General features: G+C 58.7%; 17 protein-coding genes. 12 read left to right on the top strand and 5 right to left on the bottom strand.

From position 1 onward, the window contains the following. Window positions 1–27: 27 nt before the first annotated feature. The 4 genes from ABTV22_RS21080 to ABTV22_RS21065 are packed head-to-tail and all read left to right on the top strand — an operon-like array spanning window position 28 to window position 3,102. Complete coding sequence (locus tag ABTV22_RS21080; protein WP_433736413.1) at window positions 28–942, top strand: hypothetical protein; 915 nt, start codon at window positions 28–30, stop codon at window positions 940–942. After that, a complete protein-coding gene (locus ABTV22_RS21075) occupies window positions 939–1,475 on the top strand; it encodes a DNA-binding protein (RefSeq protein ID WP_433736412.1) in 537 nt (178 codons plus the stop codon). The genes ABTV22_RS21080 and ABTV22_RS21075 overlap by 4 nt, the downstream gene beginning before the upstream one ends. Further along, window positions 1,472–2,161 (top strand): hypothetical protein, encoded by a 690-nt coding sequence (locus tag ABTV22_RS21070; RefSeq protein WP_433736411.1) that lies wholly within the window; start codon window positions 1,472–1,474, stop codon window positions 2,159–2,161. Before ABTV22_RS21075 ends, ABTV22_RS21070 begins: the two co-directional genes overlap by 4 nt. Continuing rightward, window positions 2,149–3,102, top strand: a complete 954-nt coding sequence (locus ABTV22_RS21065) for a hypothetical protein (protein WP_433736410.1) — start codon at window positions 2,149–2,151, stop codon at window positions 3,100–3,102. Before ABTV22_RS21070 ends, ABTV22_RS21065 begins: the two co-directional genes overlap by 13 nt. Window positions 3,103–3,272: 170 nt before the next feature. Here ABTV22_RS21065 and ABTV22_RS21060 read toward each other — a convergent pair whose 3' ends face one another. Continuing rightward, window positions 3,273–4,199: a restriction endonuclease gene (locus tag ABTV22_RS21060; protein WP_433736409.1), complete on the bottom strand. Its 927-nt coding sequence runs from the start codon at window positions 4,197–4,199 to the stop codon at window positions 3,273–3,275. A gap of 1,206 nt (window positions 4,200–5,405) precedes the next feature. Here ABTV22_RS21060 and ABTV22_RS21055 point away from each other — a divergent pair. The 4 genes from ABTV22_RS21055 (at window position 5,406) to ABTV22_RS21040 (ending at window position 7,382) form a co-directional block, all read left to right on the top strand. Continuing rightward, on the top strand, window positions 5,406–5,726 hold the full coding sequence (locus ABTV22_RS21055) for a YbjQ family protein (protein WP_433736408.1): 321 nt from the start codon (window positions 5,406–5,408) through the stop codon (window positions 5,724–5,726). 147 nt (window positions 5,727–5,873) lie between these two features. Further along, entirely contained in the window at window positions 5,874–6,062 is a 189-nt protein-coding gene (locus tag ABTV22_RS21050; protein WP_433736407.1) for a hypothetical protein, read from the top strand. Window positions 6,063–6,387: 325 nt separating this feature from the next. After that, window positions 6,388–6,756 carry a glycine zipper 2TM domain-containing protein gene (locus tag ABTV22_RS21045; RefSeq protein ID WP_433736406.1) on the top strand — a complete coding sequence of 123 codons (369 nt, stop codon included), beginning with the start codon at window positions 6,388–6,390 and terminating at the stop codon, window positions 6,754–6,756. Window positions 6,757–7,073: 317 nt separating this feature from the next. Further along, window positions 7,074–7,382 carry a class I SAM-dependent methyltransferase gene (locus ABTV22_RS21040; protein WP_433736405.1) on the top strand — a complete coding sequence of 103 codons (309 nt, stop codon included), beginning with the start codon at window positions 7,074–7,076 and terminating at the stop codon, window positions 7,380–7,382. A 33-nt stretch (window positions 7,383–7,415) separates the two neighbouring features. On the opposite strand, the gene greB is transcribed toward ABTV22_RS21040, so the two are convergent. The 3 genes from greB to ABTV22_RS21025 are packed head-to-tail and all read right to left on the bottom strand — an operon-like array spanning window position 7,416 to window position 11,135. Then, on the bottom strand, window positions 7,416–7,913 hold the full coding sequence (greB, locus tag ABTV22_RS21035) for a transcription elongation factor GreB (RefSeq protein ID WP_433736404.1): 498 nt from the start codon (window positions 7,911–7,913) through the stop codon (window positions 7,416–7,418). Window positions 7,914–7,947: 34 nt separating this feature from the next. Beyond that, entirely contained in the window at window positions 7,948–10,452 is a 2,505-nt protein-coding gene (locus ABTV22_RS21030) for an ABC transporter permease (RefSeq protein WP_433736403.1), read from the bottom strand. Continuing rightward, window positions 10,452–11,135 carry an ABC transporter ATP-binding protein gene (locus ABTV22_RS21025; protein WP_433736402.1) on the bottom strand — a complete coding sequence of 228 codons (684 nt, stop codon included), beginning with the start codon at window positions 11,133–11,135 and terminating at the stop codon, window positions 10,452–10,454. Before ABTV22_RS21025 ends, ABTV22_RS21030 begins: the two co-directional genes overlap by 1 nt. 10 nt (window positions 11,136–11,145) lie before the next feature. Between ABTV22_RS21025 and ABTV22_RS21020 the strand changes: the two genes are divergently transcribed. The 3 genes from ABTV22_RS21020 (at window position 11,146) to ABTV22_RS21010 (ending at window position 13,175) form a co-directional block, all read left to right on the top strand. Continuing rightward, the gene (locus tag ABTV22_RS21020) at window positions 11,146–11,751 is read left to right on the top strand and encodes an arylesterase (RefSeq protein WP_433736401.1); all 606 of its coding nucleotides are present in this window, start codon (window positions 11,146–11,148) and stop codon (window positions 11,749–11,751) included. 56 nt (window positions 11,752–11,807) lie between these two features. Further along, entirely contained in the window at window positions 11,808–12,101 is a 294-nt protein-coding gene (locus ABTV22_RS21015; protein WP_433736400.1) for a hypothetical protein, read from the top strand. Window positions 12,102–12,203: 102 nt separating this feature from the next. Further along, window positions 12,204–13,175 (top strand): L,D-transpeptidase family protein, encoded by a 972-nt coding sequence (locus tag ABTV22_RS21010; RefSeq protein ID WP_433736399.1) that lies wholly within the window; start codon window positions 12,204–12,206, stop codon window positions 13,173–13,175. 124 nt (window positions 13,176–13,299) lie between these two features. On the opposite strand, the gene oprI is transcribed toward ABTV22_RS21010, so the two are convergent. Beyond that, window positions 13,300–13,551: an outer membrane lipoprotei OprI gene (gene oprI, locus ABTV22_RS21005; protein WP_011335311.1), complete on the bottom strand. Its 252-nt coding sequence runs from the start codon at window positions 13,549–13,551 to the stop codon at window positions 13,300–13,302. A gap of 636 nt (window positions 13,552–14,187) precedes the next feature. Between oprI and ABTV22_RS21000 the strand changes: the two genes are divergently transcribed. Beyond that, the gene (locus ABTV22_RS21000; protein WP_008057026.1) at window positions 14,188–14,475 is read left to right on the top strand and encodes a GNAT family N-acetyltransferase; all 288 of its coding nucleotides are present in this window, start codon (window positions 14,188–14,190) and stop codon (window positions 14,473–14,475) included. The last annotated feature ends 41 nt before the right edge of the window (window positions 14,476–14,516 follow it).

Raw genomic sequence — 14,516 nt, 5'->3', positions numbered from 1 at the left:
CCCTACGGCGCCAGACGGCACACCGCAATGAGCTGGGCGCCGGTCACCATGCAGTGGCCCAGTGAGGCCACGCAATGGGTCGAAGGACTGGATGAGGCCAAAGGCCTGGCCAGCTCTGAAAACGCCAAAACGGAAGAGCGCCTGGCCGGGATGACGGCCACCACCAACCCCGGCCCCGTGGGTTCCGCCGCGCAAGAAGCGATCGAGGTAGGGCGGACGGCCATGACCGAGCAACTGGCCACCGCGCCGGCAAGTCTCGTGGTGACACCGTTCCAAAGCGGCATGGGTCAGGGCCGGGGTTATCAAAAGTTTCTCTCGGCACCCAACCTGCTCGAGGCGCTGGCTAACAAACTCATCGACGTCGATACCGGCCGCCCAGCGGGGGAACAGTATGGTTTGTGCGTGCTGTTCCTCTCGACGCGCTTCGACCAGTTCGCCGCCACCCTCGGCCGCTTCAATGCCTTGCTACCCACCCCCGATCTGGAGCGCGCCGAACGCCGCGCTGCGAACATCGCACGCCTGGAGGCGGAGAAGTGGACGCTGCCCACGGCCGAGACACTGCCGCGCTGGGGAGCCTTGCCACTGGAGCGTTGCACGGTGACCCGCGTATCTCAGCAGACGCTGAACAGTCAGCTGGCCATCTTTGAAAGCTATGCCGCCGACACGTCCCCGATGGCGGACTTGAGCGCCTTGGCGACCCGCAAGGCTGAGCAACAGGCCGCCTGTGATCAGCAGCTGAGTGACCTGCAAAACGCGCTGGCCAACGGCTTGCCCGATGCCACGATGCAGGCGCGCATGATCGGCCCCGGCGATGCCGCTGAATTACGCCGGCAACTGCTCGAAGCCCCCACGCCTGGTTATGAGTGGGTGCTTTGCGCCGGCCTGTTGTTGCTCGGCAGTGAAGAGAGCCTGAGCTTTGTGCAGGAGCTGATTGGGCTATGACGCTGCTACTCAACGGGGAGAAAGTTCAGGGCAAGGGCCTCAAGGTCACGGCCACCCTGACCATTGAAAGCGAGGACTTGTCCGGGCAAACCAGCAATACCGCACAGGCGCACAAGGGCTTTAAACCCAAGACCCTCAGCGTCACGTTGATGATTCCCTACCGTGATGAGTCCGACTTGCGCAACTTGATGCGCTTGGCCTGTTCCACCGCCGGCGGTGGTCAGCTCACGGTCTATCGGATCGTCAATCGCACGGCCTCGGCCTTCGGTGTGCGCGAGGTACAGTTCCGCGACAGCGTGAATGCTAATGAAGACGACAGCCTGCGAGCCTGGCGCGTGCAATTCAATCTGATTGAAAAACTGTCGATACCGGAACGTGTGGAGCAGCGTAACCCGAGTAATCCAGTCGTGAAGCAGAGTGCACCAGGGCAACCCGTCGCCGGCACAGAGAGTGGGAGTACGCCGGCCGAACTGGACGGATTTGAGAAAGTCCTGCAGTCCGTCGACGACTGGCTAAAGCCGGTCACTCCATGAACCTGCACAAAGTGTTGACCGTCGACGGCGTGTCCTACCCGCTCTGCAAAGATGAGACGCGCCTGGACCTTCATGCTCCCGGGCGGGCCAGTTTCACCATCACCGCCAGCGAACCCGTACACGGGTTGGTGACCTTCGACATCGGCTACAACGACAGCCCACTCCAGCGGCATTTTTTGGGTTATGTGGAACGCTGCACCGCCGCCAACAGCCAGCAACAAGTGCTGCTTTGTCGGGAGCTGTCCGCCGCCCTGGAAATCCCCCTGCCGCTGAACCTGCGTCATGCGGACCTGCACGCCGTCCTGGCCGCGATCAGTGAGCGCAATGGCCTACGTTTTCGGGTGCCCGACCAAGCCTACGCCCACACCAAAACCGCGTTTTTCTTCAACCTGGCCAACGGCGTGCAAGCCATCGACAGCCTGGGCAAAGTGTTTTCGATCCCGGATTTTATGTGGCAGCAGCAGGGCGACGGCGAAATCTACGTGGGCAGTTGGGCCGACAGTTTTTGGGGCCAGCGCCAGCCGCTGCAACTGCCCCGCGAACTCTTTGACAGCTACAACAGCAACCAGAGTGCCGTCATTGCCGCACTGCCTGGGATTCGTCCTGGTGCGCCGATTAACCAGGGCGAGCGCATCACCGCCGTGACCCTCACCGAAAGCCAGATGAGCATCAAATGGAAGACGTAATCCGCCGCGTGGTTGATCGCCAATACCCCGAACTGACCGGCGGCTACCACCTGCCGCGCTTTGCGCGGGTGGTGGCCATTCCAGACCCACCCACCAACGCGGGGCTGTGTGACGACTTCCGCCCACGCTTCGCCGCTGACCTTGAGGTTTTGGGGCCGGACGGCGAGCCCGATACGGCATTGCCACTGCTTCAGGGCGTGCCGCTACCCTTGCCAATGGGTGGTGAGTCCATGGGGATCTACGGCCTGCCCGATGAAGGCACCATGGTCGTGGTGTCGTTTGCCTACGGCCTGCCGCACAAACCCTTTGTCCTGGCCATCCTGCCCCAGGGCTTGAGCCTGCCCAACCTGCCCAAAGGCGATCAGGTCTGGCAGCACAGCGAGGCGGTACAGCAGCGCGTCGACGCCGATGGCAACTGGCTACGCCAGACCGATGGTCAGATCCATGATCAGGCCAGCGAGCGCCGCGTGGAGGCGCTGGAAAACACGGAGCATTACCAGCGCCACAGCGTAACCGTGGATGACCACAGCATCGAGTCCGTGGGGGGCATCAAAAAGATCGAGGCCTTGGGCTCGCTCAAGCTGCTTTCAGGCGGCTCCGCCAGCCTGGCGGCCGTGGACGACCTGCACCAGGCCACCGGGCGCGACCTCAATCTGGTTGTGGGGCAAAAGCTCAATGCTTCGGTGGGGGGGGATATGGACGAGCGCATCGCCGGCCTACGACGCAGTGTGGCGGAAAAGACCTGGATGGGATCGGAAGGGGTGAACGTGCTGCAGATCCTGTGTGACCTGCTCGATCTGGTGACGGCGATGAACACGCAGCTGGCCGGCCATACGCATGTACCTGGACCGGCGCCGAGTCCGAGCGATGCGGGGGCCTTCACCGATAACGCGGTACAAGCCACCGCTCTGGTCGCTCAGTTAAAACCTATTACCTTGTAACTCCAGATCTTCGGGCCTGCACCATCTCTGGCTCTGGCTCTGGCTCTGGCTCTGGCTCTGGCTCTGGCTCTGGCTCTGGCTCTGGCTCTGGCTCTGGCTCTGGCTCTAGGTCTTGGCAAGGCACTGCAACCGACCCGAAGCAACAGGCCCGCAGCTATCGTTATTCAGTTCTAACGGTCAGTAGGGACGATCAATCGACCCTCAGTATTAAAATCGAATTCCCGTAATTTTTCGTCAGTGAGAATTCTCACTGGCGTCCCTGTCTCGTCGAGCACCACAAGCCGATAAACACTGTTGTCGGTGATCTCGAATGATGTCTTGTGTATTTCATACGGCACCTGGTATTCGAGTCCGCAGATGGCGGCAAGGACCCCATTGACCTTAACATAATGGCCGGGCAGCCAATAACACCCCCGGCTCACCCCATCTGCCCCACGTTCACCGTAGCCACCCGACGTAAGCTCGAACATCGAGGTGATCTTGTCCCCGTTAGAATCGAAGATGTCGTCAATAGCCCAGGTCAATTCAATCGTTTTCTCACCATCGGGAATGAGCGCGAGCAAACTGGCTCGTCCTTGTGACGACCAATGAGTTGTCCAGATTGCCTCGTCTAACTTTGCAATGTAGTAAGTGCCGTTGATGCAAATAGTCTTGACGAATCCTTGCTCATCAAAACGCGTGCTCTCTCTGAGGCCCCTAAGGAGAATTTCCTTGCCGACCATTGCCTTAGCTGCCTGGGCGTACTGTCGAGCGGGTTTCGTGTAGTCCGTAGCGGACCAAAAAACACCCTGCGTTACATCCGAAAGATCTACAAGTGCGCCTGCAAGCTTCTGTAAATCAGGGCGGCCGACCTTCCCCCCACGATCTGAATAATCCTTCGCTTCCCCCATCGTTTTTGCTTCGGCCCGTTGGTGAAGGACATCTACCTGATAGCGGCTGCCAGAGTGCGTACCCTTCAAAGCGGCATCGTGTGTGACATGCCCATCTTCTTCAGTTACGTAGGTAGCTATTGCTGCAAGACGTTCGAAGGCGGTCCCGGCTTTGGTTGGAACCGATCCGTAAATCATCCGGTAAAGCTCATCAATTGGCGAGGGCATCTTCTCTCTCTAGGCAGTGGCGGTTAAAGACAGCACCGCTCGCCGAGCAGGATACTCCAGCCTGGACTTCGCGCCGGGAAAACTCGCGCTCCGAAAAAACCGAGGGAAGGAACGCACTTTTCCCCCTCCCGCCGACAGGCTTTGCGTTCCTTTTTTGTGCAAAGGCGAGTGGGGGGCAAACGATGGCTCCGCCCAGGCCCGCTGCGGGGGCTGAGGGATGTTTCGCAGTTGCACGGAGTGCAAGGTTTTGCAAAGTAGTGCATCAGCCTTGCATAGTGCTATGGGGCGCTGGCGAATTGGTCGGGGGAGTGAGACGCCCGGTTTACAAGGGCCACGGTTGCGAAAATCAGCTGCAGACGGAGTTTTCGATTTCGGAACCGTTCGCACCAGGTGCGAATCAGTCACTGCCCAGCACAATAGCAAAGCGGCTGTGAGGTGCAGCCCGTGCGGCTTTCTGGTGTTCTGTGGCATTGCACAGCATCACCACGAATTTCCTGGCTGTCAGTACCGATTTGGAGGGCGTGAAAAACGCCAAATCGGATGGCGCATGGCCATTTTTTTCAGAGGTGGGGTGGGAAAAGGGTAATTTTAGTAAGCGAGGGATCAAAACGGGCTGGAGCCCTTATAGATCGTGGCGTTCACCAATTACCTCAGAGGGTAATTTAAGGTAAGGGGAAGGGTAATATTTTGTTCAAGCCCATATTTTACTGGGTTTGATAGCGGATGGGGATTACTTGTACTGAAAGTAATTTCATAACCATTTACTTACCTTATTATTACCTCTATAAAACTATATCAATTATCTGATTTTATTAGGTTTTTTACGGATTTCGGCAACTCATTACCAAAATTACCTTTTTCCCATGGCTCAACATAAAACGGGGAAAACACCTGTCACGGCCGTGTTCAGCAACCTGGTGCGTCTAAACTCTGGGACAACACTGGGACAGATCCTACGCACACCGCCAGGCTGCAGCCCTTGTAAACCGGGGGGGTAGGTTCAGAAAGTCGCTCACGGGTAGTTTCGAATCTCTCCTTCACCGCCAAATTCGATGTAAACAAAACCCCTGGTTTCGAAAGAAGCCAGGGGTTTTGTTGTTTATGGCGCTTAATTTTTTGCAGTTTGTTTGGAATGCACAACGAGGCCAATGATCGCGTTACATTGCCGGCGTTTGATGCACTGGCCCTGAACAACAAGGAAATCCGATGATCACGACCACGACCCACACGATTGAAGGCCGACACATCACCGCTTACCTGGACATTGTCAGCGCCGAGTCAGTACAGGGCATCAACGTCATCCGCGATGTGTTCGCCGGGATGCGGGACTTTTTCGGTGGGCGTTCTCAAACGCTGGAGCGAGCATTGAAGGAGGCGCGTATCCAGGCCACTGACGAGATCAAGGAGCGGGCGAGGGCACTTCAGGCCGATGCCGTGGTGGGGCTCGATTATGAGATCAGCATGCCGTCCGGAAAGGGAGGAATGGTGGTGGTGTTTGTGACCGGAACCGCAGTCAAGCTGAGGTGATTGGTTAGGGGCCATTCGTCGGGCGTTCGGTATTCTGAACCGCAGGTCCAGTAATGACTGGCTAGTCTCAAAAGCCTTGGTGATCGATATTTTTTCGGGCAGACAGGCTTGCCGGTGTCGATCCCGCTTTTGAAGAGGGGTGAAGAGATGACTGATCCGTATATCGAAGACGATGGTGCAGAGTTTCCGATCAACAACTACGTACGGTGTGGACAGACGGCGTATGTGGCCAGCTTTGGCGAAGACCAGACCGAAGTCGACAAGATCAAGACCCGAGCGTGTCGAGCACAGAAGGGGAAATTTCTCCCCAAGGTAGCGGCACCGGTCAGGAAGTAATGAACCCGCCAGCGAACCCCGTCATCGAGCGTTTTTTTGTGCCCGGGATGCTGTGTCTGAAGATTTTCTGAACGATTATTTAACCTGTGTTTTTTTCACGAAGTTTTCACGGGTGCCTACGTAGGCTCAAACCATCCGTTAGAAAGCAACATCCTGCCCGTTCCCCAGCGGGCTTTTTTTTGCCTGCCATAAAACCTTTTCTATAAATGCTGTCCAACCGTCGCCGATAACGAGGTTGCGCACGCGCATGTCTGGACTTTGTCTGCTTTAAAGCATTCAATCCCGACCCTTTTGATTTTCATCCCTATTTTTTGAGGTTTTTGTCATGCGTTTCACACTGCCTGCTGTGGTTCTGGGTCTTCTGGTCGCTCAAGGCGCAATGGCTAGCGACGGTACTGCCGCAGTCGGCGGCGGTTTGGGCGGCGCGCTGGGTAACGTTGTGGGCCAGAGCATGGGCGGTAGCACCGGTGCCGCCATTGGTGCTGGCGTAGCAGGCGCGGCAGGCAGCGCGGTTGCCGCCAAAAAGGGCCACCGTACCAGCGCTGCGATCGGCGGTGGCGTAGGTGCTGCAGGTGGTTCGGTGATCGGTAACAGCCTGGGCGGCAAGACCGGCTCCACCATCGGTGCGGGCCTGGGTGGTGCATTGGGTGGTGGCATTGGCAACAACATGGCCAAAGGTCACAAGGGTCACTGATCCTGAGCGATCCATGAAAAATGCCCGAATTGCAAGATTCGGGCATTTTTTTCGTTTTTTTCAAAGTCCCGGCTGGATTGTGTTTTACACAGTCTGATTGTGAGGGGCTTTTTTGTTGAGCACCATTCTTGACACTCTCCGGTCAGCTTCTCTAGGATGCTGCTCATGCGCCGATTTAAACAGCTACTTGCGGGGCGCCAGGTGACTCATTCAGTTGCCGATAGAAGCTTGAAACAGGCTTCGAAATACCGCTAAAGCGCTGGTTCGGTGTTGCCTCTCACCTGCCATGCAGACTTTTGAGGCAGAGACACGACACGATGAATGCACTAAGCCCCGTTGTACGTCCCGCGCCGATCACGGCACACCTCACCCAGCGCAACCCAAAAATCCTGCTTGGCGGTAAGCATCAGCCGACGCTCTTGCGTTACCTCGATGGCTGGCCGCGTCGCACCGGCGGGCCCGCAGCTTTCCTGATCCAGTTTGTCGAAGACGGTGAGTCCCTGGCTCGATTTGCCAGCGACAGTTTTGATCTGGCAGTGATTCAATCGCCCAGCGCCGAAGACGCACCTGAAGTGATCAAACAATTGACCCGCGTTGCCCGACAAGGGCTGATTACCCGTCGCTGAAACGCAGAGAGCCGCGGCTAACGGTGCTGCGGCTCACACATACTCGATCGCCACGATGTACACGCACTGTTCACCGGTCGGTGTCTGGACCCGTACTTCGGCGTCCAGTGCCTTGCCGATCAAGGCACGGGCCAGAGGCGAATCGATGCTGATCAGGCCTTGTTTCAAATCCAGTTCATCCGGCCCGACGATGCGATAGCGTGATTCTTTGCCATCCTCGTCTTCGATGGTGACCCAGGCGCCGAAGTAAACTTTGTTCGGATCGCTGGGCTTCTCGCTGACGACCTTGAGTGCTTCCAGGCGTTTGGTGAGAAAGCGCACGCGGCTATCGATTTCGCGCAGCATCTTCTTGCCGTAGGTGTATTCGGCGTTTTCTGAACGATCGCCCTGGGCCGCCGCTTCGCTGACTGATTGTGTCACCTGCGGTCGCCGTACGTGCCAGAGTTCATGAAATTCGGCGCGCATCCGCGCTTCACCTTCGGGGGTGATCAGCGCGGTGCCAGCGGTGCGGGGAGGGCGGTAACGGCTCATGGCGATTTCTTTGATCTGTGAGGGGCTGAGTTTATCAACCCTCACGCAGGACTGTCAGTGGGCTGGCGTTCAGGGCGCGACGGGTGCCGAACACCCCGGCACCGCCAATCAACACCGCTCCGATCAAGGGCAGGACCAACAGCCATGGATGGGGCTGCCAGGGGAGATCAAGCGCGTAGCGGTATAGCACAAGGCTCACGACTTCCGTGCCCAGCGCAGCCAGTAAACCGCTGACCGCACCGAGCAAGCCGAACTCAATACGCCGCGCTTTGACCAGCAATTGCCGTTCCGACCCCAGTGCTCGCAACAGTGCACCCTGGCGGATACGTTCATCCAGTGTCGCCTGCAAGCCGGAAAACAACACAGCCATTCCCGCCGCCAACACAAACAGCAGCACGTACTCCACCGCCAGGGTGACCTGGGCGAGGATGCTGCGCAGCTGCGCCAGCAAGGCTTCGACTTGAAGGATGGTCACCGCCGGAAAACTGCGGGACAGATCGACAATCTGCTGGTCATGACCGGCCGCCAAATAAAAGCTGGTCAGGTACGTCGCCGGCAGATCCTTCAGGGTGCCGGGCTGGAAGATCATGAAAAAGTTCGGTTGGAAATTGTCCCAGTTGATGTCCCGCAAGCTGGTGACTTTCGCCTCGCGATTGGCTCCGCCAACGGTAAAGACCATGTGGTCACCGAGTTTGAGCTTCAGACTTTCCGCGACCTTTCCTTCCACCGACACGCCGGGGATTTCATCGGGCGGTTGCTCGGGCCACCAGTCGCCAGCGGTGATTTTGTTACCCGCTGGCAGGTCGGCTGCCCACGTCAGGCTCAGATCCCGCTGGACCGCCCGGTCACCCGCAGAATCCTTGCTGACGATTTGCTGCACCGGCTCGCCATTGATGCTGATCAAGCGTCCCGGCACCACGGGATACAGGGGCGCCGATTGTGCCGAGAGTGAGATCAGGCGATCGGTGAACGCCTGCTTGTCCGCTGGCAGGATGTTCAGGGCGAAATAATTCGGTGCGTTTTTCGGTAGCTGGTTCTGCCAGGTATCCAGCAACTCGCCGCGCAACAAGGCGATCAATGCCATCGACAGCAGGATGAGGCCGAATGCCAGGGATTGCCCGGCGGCGGCCAGTGGGTGACGCAGTAATTGACCCAATCCCAGGCGCCAAGGCAGCGGGGCGCGGGCAAGCATTCGCCGCAGGCTTTTCAGGAGCAATAGTAACAAGCCGCCCAATACCAGGGCTGCAATTACGCCACCGCCAAGCAGGGCGAAGGTCAGCACCAGGTCCAGGCTCAGACGCCACATAATCAGCCCAAGGGCGCCTAGCGCGGCTCCGTAGACCACCCAGGTGCTGGAGGGAATGGGTAGCAGGTCGCGACGCAACACCCGCAACGGCGGAACCCGACCCAGCGCCGCCAGAGGTGGCAAGGCAAACCCGGCCAGTGCCACCAGTCCTGTACCGATTCCGGCGATGGCGGGTAACAGGCCGCCCGGAGGCACGTCGCTGGGCAACAAATCATGCAGCAAGGCAAACAGTCCAAGCTGCGCCAGCCAGCCGATGAAGGCGCCGCTAGCGCTGGCGAGCAGCCCGAGGGCGGTCAGTTGCAGGCTGAACAGCACCATGGTTTCCCGACGGGACAATCCCAGGCAACGCAACAGCGCGCTGGCATCGAACCGGCGCGTGGCGAAGCGGGTTGCCGACAGTGCCACGGCCACTCCGGCCAACAAAACCGCCACCAGACTGGCCATGTTCAAGTAGCGCTCAGCCTTGCCCAGTGCACCCCCAATCTGCCGGTTGCCATCCCGGGCATCCTGGAGGCGCTGGTTGGCAGCCAGGCCCGGCTTGATCAACTGCCGATAAGCCTCCAGTGCGTCGGCCTTGCCGCGCCAGAGCTCGCGGTAACTGACCCGGCTGCCGGGCTGCACCACGCCGGTGGCGGCGAGATCATCGAGGTTGATCAGTACCCGAGGTGTCAGGCTGTAGAAGTTGCCGGCGCGGTCGGGTTCGTAGGTCAGCACTCGCGTAAGCTTCAGGCTCTTCATGCCGACGTCGATGCTGTCGCCGATTTTCAGGTCAAGCGCTGTCAGCAGTCGGGCTTCGACCCAGGCTTCGCCGGGTTTCGGTCCGCCGCCGGACTCTTGTGGTGCAAAAGGAGCCGGGGCGCTTTTCAGTTCGCCGCGTAGTGGGTAGGCGTCATCGGCCGCCTTGATGCTGGACAACTGGATGCCGTTGTCAGTAGCGATGACGCTGGAGAACTCCACCACTTGTGCGTGTTCCAGACCCAGCTCGGTGCCGCTTTTTATCTGTTCGGGGCGTGCCGGTGAGCTGCCTTCGAGCAGCAGGTCGGCGCCAAGGAACTCGGTGGCACGCAGCATCATCGCGCCGTTCAGACGGGCACCGAAGTAGCCGATGGCGGTGCTCGCCGCCACGGCCACCAGCAGGGCGAAGAACAACACGCGCAATTCACCGGCGCGGGCGTCACGCAGCAATTGGCGGATGGCGAGGCTGAACAGGCGCAACAGTGGCAAGCGTGCCATCAAGGCTCCAGAGGGGCGACCAGCAGGCCGGCTTCAAGGCGGATCAGGCGCCGGCAACGATGTGCCAGGCGTTCGTCGTGAGTCACCAGCACCAGGGTCGTGCCGCGCTCCTTGTTGAGTTCGAACAATAAATCGCTGATGCGCTCACCAGTGTGGCTGTCCAGGTTGCCGGTGGGCTCGTCTGCGAACAGCACATCGGGTTCGGCAGCAAACGCCCGGGCAATCGCCACGCGTTGTTGCTCACCGCCAGAGAGCTGACGCGGCGAGTGGCTCAGGCGCTGCCCCAGGCCGACCCGTTGCAGCAATTCGGTGGCGCGCCCGCGGGCATCCTTTCGGCCATCGAGCTCCAGGGGCAGCATGACGTTCTCCAGGGCATTGAGGCTGTCGAGTAGCTGAAATGACTGAAAGACAAAGCCCACGTGCTCGGCGCGGATGCGCGCCCGCTGGTCTTCGTCGAGATTGCTCAGGCCTTGCCCGGCCAGGGTGACTTCGCCGCTGCTCGGCAGGTCGAGACCGGCGAGCAGGCCCAGTAGAGTGGATTTTCCGGAGCCGGACGCGCCGACAATGGCCAGGCTGTCGCCCTTGTTCAGTTCCAGGTTGAGTTCGTGCAGGATGGTCAGTTCACCTTCCGCGCTGGGAACCACTTTGCTAAGGTTCTTCGCGGTGAGAATGCTTGCGCCCATGGAGAATCCGATGCGTGTGTGGTTTTTGAGTGCTGGCCTGGCCTTGATGTGCATGGCCCAGAACGCAGCGGCGGGAACAGTCCTGATCGTTGGCGATAGTATCAGCGCCGGTTTCGGACTGGATACCCGGCAAGGGTGGGTGTCGCTGCTCGAACAACGGCTCAAGCACGAAGGTTTTGACGACACGGTGGTCAATGCGTCCATCAGTGGCGACACCAGTGCCGGAGGCCAGGCGCGGCTGCCGGCGCTGCTTGCAGAGCACAAGCCGGAGCTGGTGATCCTCGAGTTGGGTGGCAATGACGGGCTGCGCGGGTTGCTGCCTACACAATTGCAACAAAATCTTGCGTCGATGATCGATAGCTCCCGTGCCAGTGGTGCCAGGGTGCTGCTGCTTGGCATGCAATTACCCCCCAACTATGGCGCGCGCTACACCAAGGCTTTCGCCGAGGTCTATAGCAATGTCGCCGAAGAGAAAAAAATCCCGCTGGTGCCATTTTTCCTCGACGGCGTGGGCGGTCATCCCGACCTGATGCAGGCCGATGGCATACACCCGGCAGCCGGGGCTCAGGACAAGTTGCTGGAAAATGTCTGGCCTACCCTAAAACCGCTGTTATGACACTTTTCTACGCGCGGGCTTTCGGCTAAGGTGGCGCCCCCGATTTGGAGCCCCCGATGCCGCGTCCCGCCTGGTCACTATTTGCCTATCAACTGATCGAGCCTGACGAACAGCTGGATCTGTTCGCCTGCCAGGAAGTGCGGGTGCATCTGGTGACCCGCCAGCTGGAGTTGGGCGGCTCGGCGGACCGGACCTTGTGCGGCGGTCTGCTGCCGGCGCAGCCACGCTGGTCGAGCGTCGATCGCAAAGTGTTTCAAGATCAGCGGCTGTGCTCGTTGTGCCGGGCCATTCTGGAGTCGCAAAAACGCGGTACTTCGCCGATCTGGCCGGAGCTGCGGTTCGAGCTTTGAACCATCAAAGATAGCAAGCTATCGGCTAGCTCCCCGAAATAACGGGCGGCGGTGTACAATCCCCTTCTTATATCTCTGTTGATCATGCGAAGGATTTTCCGGATGTTGCCGCGCTTTCCTGCCGTCACCCGCTGCCTGTCTCTTGCCGCCCTGTGTGTGGCCGGTCCCGTTGCTGCATTGGAGTTTCCCCTGCCACCGCCTGGTGAAGACATCATCGGCCAGGTGCAGGTGATCAAGGCCAAGTACGAAGATACTTTCGCCGACTTGGGCACCGCCTACGATCTGGGCTACTCGGAAATGGTCGCGGCCAACCCGGGCGTCGATGCCTGGTTGCCGGGCGCTGGCACCGAGATCGTGCTGCCGACCCGTTTCATCCTGCCACCAGGGCCTCGTGAAGGCATCGTCATTAACCTGGCCGAATACCGCCTTTACTATTACCCGAAAGGCAAGAACGTGGTGTACACCTTCCCGCTGGGTATCGGCCGTGAAGGCTGGGGCTCCCCGATTGCCCACACCAGCATCACCGCGAAAACGCCGAACCCGACCTGGACTCCTCCAGCGTCGATCAAGGCCGAGCACGCCGCTGACGGTGATCCGCTGCCCAACGTGGTGCCGGCAGGCCCGGATAACCCGCTGGGGCCGTTTAAATTCACTTTGGGCACCCCTGGCTACCTGATCCACGGTTCGAACAAGAAGTTCGGCATCGGCATGCGTACCAGCCACGGTTGCTTCCGCATGTTCAACAACAACGTGCTGGAGATGGCGGGCATGGTACCGGTCGGTACGTCGGTGCGTATCATCAACGACCCGTACAAGTTCGGTGTGAGTGGTGGCAAGGTTTACCTGGAAGCGCACACACCACTGGACGACAAGGGCAATCCGTCGGTGGTGGACAAACACACCGCCGTGATCAACGCGATGCTCAAGCGTGAAGACATCACCAACAATCTGCGGATGAACTGGGATGTGGTGCGTGATGTAGTTGCCGCTGAAGACGGCCTGCCGGTGGAAATCGCCGTGCCGAACACGGCCGCTCCGATGGTGAGCAGCGCGCCACTCGATCCTTTGCAGTAACCCTTGAAAAGAACCTGCCGGTGCTGGTCGCGTCGGCGGGTTTTTTTGTGCCTGCACGAAAGGGCAGGCAATAAAAAAGCCGACCCAAAAAATGGGTCGGCTTGATAATAATCCCGAGGGATTATTACTTGCGGCTAGCTTTTTCCAGCATGCGCAGAGCACGCTCGTTAGCTTCGTCAGCAGTCTGTTGTGCTTTTTGAGCAGCAGCCAGAGCTTCATCAGCTTTACGGTAAGCTTCGTCTGCACGAGCTTGGGCGCGAGCTGCTGCGTCTTCAGTAGCAGTCAGACGTGCTTCGGTTTCTTTCGATGCGCTGCTGCAACCGGTAGCCAGAACTGCGGCCAGAGCCAGAGCAGAGAATTTCAGAACGTTGTTCATCGTGTTCCCCTTCAAGGACTTTCTATTAAGTAGCTGTCTCCTCCGATTGAGGAAATAGCCGGCGTACATACTACCCATTACTTGTCGTAAGTAAACTGACGTAAAGCAAGAAGCAAAAAAAATTGTAGGCGTTGATTCTTTTTCGAGCAACTTTTAACTGCACTGTTTAAAAAATATCCAGCTAGGAAGCCCGAGATGAGCGAGCCGGCGAGGAAAAGTTCCCTGTGCAAATAGCACTTTTTCCCGCCTTGGCTAAAGTGTGTCTAGATGGATTCGTCTACACTTTTGTTCGGATTTTGCGCGGCGCCTCTCATATCTTTCTCTATGTTCTGGTGACTTTAACAACGGGCGTTCGTCTCAAGTCTCAACATCCGGCAATGTTCAGGCTACCGACCGTTGGGGCGCTTCGGTCGAGCCGTACCTGCGTAACCCGGGGCAGCACCCACCAACCTGCATGATGACGAGCGCACCTTGAGCATTTTTGCCAATGGTGCCTACTATTTGTACGTGCACGATTGCGCGAGTCGGTGTAGCTCTTCTCGGTGTCCTTTCAGGCACGGGGTGGCGTAGATGTTCCTTCGCCGGAAAAACATCGGTAAGGTAGGGGTCGGAATTCAAGACCCGCGAGGAGTAGTGATGAGCGAGGCGTTGTCCATCCACCATGACCAGGCTGGTCATCAGTTCGAGACCAATGTGGACGGTCATCGTGCCTACCTGACATATATGGATCTGGGGAAACAGACCCTGGATATCTATCGCACGTTCGTGCCCAACGCATTGCGCGGTCGTGGCATAGCTGCGGCGCTGACCGAGAAGGCGCTGGAATACGCCGAGGAGATGGGCTACACAGTCATCCCATCGTGCTCCTATGTCGAGCGCTACATGGAGCGTCATCAGCGGCATGCGGCCAAGCTGAGTCAGTGACCTTCAGCAAATCGAATACATAAAAAAACGCCGGGCTCAGC

This window comes from Pseudomonas putida (assembly GCF_050990305.1).
In the GTDB taxonomy this organism is placed as follows: Bacteria; Pseudomonadota; Gammaproteobacteria; order Pseudomonadales; family Pseudomonadaceae; genus Aquipseudomonas; species Aquipseudomonas putida_AH.
This window is presented reverse-complemented; position numbering and strand designations above follow the sequence as displayed.

Coding starts and splice junctions, on each gene's coding strand:
- ABTV22_RS21080 (WP_433736413.1), top strand. CDS start 28: ATGAGCTGGGCGCCGGTCACCATGCAGTGGCCCAGTGAGGCCACGCAA.
- ABTV22_RS21075 (WP_433736412.1), top strand. CDS start 939: ATGACGCTGCTACTCAACGGGGAGAAAGTTCAGGGCAAGGGCCTCAAG.
- ABTV22_RS21070 (WP_433736411.1), top strand. CDS start 1,472: ATGAACCTGCACAAAGTGTTGACCGTCGACGGCGTGTCCTACCCGCTC.
- ABTV22_RS21065 (WP_433736410.1), top strand. CDS start 2,149: ATGGAAGACGTAATCCGCCGCGTGGTTGATCGCCAATACCCCGAACTG.
- ABTV22_RS21060 (WP_433736409.1), bottom strand. CDS start 4,199: ATGCCCTCGCCAATTGATGAGCTTTACCGGATGATTTACGGATCGGTT.
- ABTV22_RS21055 (WP_433736408.1), top strand. CDS start 5,406: ATGATCACGACCACGACCCACACGATTGAAGGCCGACACATCACCGCT.
- ABTV22_RS21050 (WP_433736407.1), top strand. CDS start 5,874: ATGACTGATCCGTATATCGAAGACGATGGTGCAGAGTTTCCGATCAAC.
- ABTV22_RS21045 (WP_433736406.1), top strand. CDS start 6,388: ATGCGTTTCACACTGCCTGCTGTGGTTCTGGGTCTTCTGGTCGCTCAA.
- ABTV22_RS21040 (WP_433736405.1), top strand. CDS start 7,074: ATGAATGCACTAAGCCCCGTTGTACGTCCCGCGCCGATCACGGCACAC.
- greB (WP_433736404.1), bottom strand. CDS start 7,913: ATGAGCCGTTACCGCCCTCCCCGCACCGCTGGCACCGCGCTGATCACC.
- ABTV22_RS21030 (WP_433736403.1), bottom strand. CDS start 10,452: ATGGCACGCTTGCCACTGTTGCGCCTGTTCAGCCTCGCCATCCGCCAA.
- ABTV22_RS21025 (WP_433736402.1), bottom strand. CDS start 11,135: ATGGGCGCAAGCATTCTCACCGCGAAGAACCTTAGCAAAGTGGTTCCC.
- ABTV22_RS21020 (WP_433736401.1), top strand. CDS start 11,146: ATGCGTGTGTGGTTTTTGAGTGCTGGCCTGGCCTTGATGTGCATGGCC.
- ABTV22_RS21015 (WP_433736400.1), top strand. CDS start 11,808: ATGCCGCGTCCCGCCTGGTCACTATTTGCCTATCAACTGATCGAGCCT.
- ABTV22_RS21010 (WP_433736399.1), top strand. CDS start 12,204: ATGTTGCCGCGCTTTCCTGCCGTCACCCGCTGCCTGTCTCTTGCCGCC.
- oprI (WP_011335311.1), bottom strand. CDS start 13,551: ATGAACAACGTTCTGAAATTCTCTGCTCTGGCTCTGGCCGCAGTTCTG.
- ABTV22_RS21000 (WP_008057026.1), top strand. CDS start 14,188: ATGAGCGAGGCGTTGTCCATCCACCATGACCAGGCTGGTCATCAGTTC.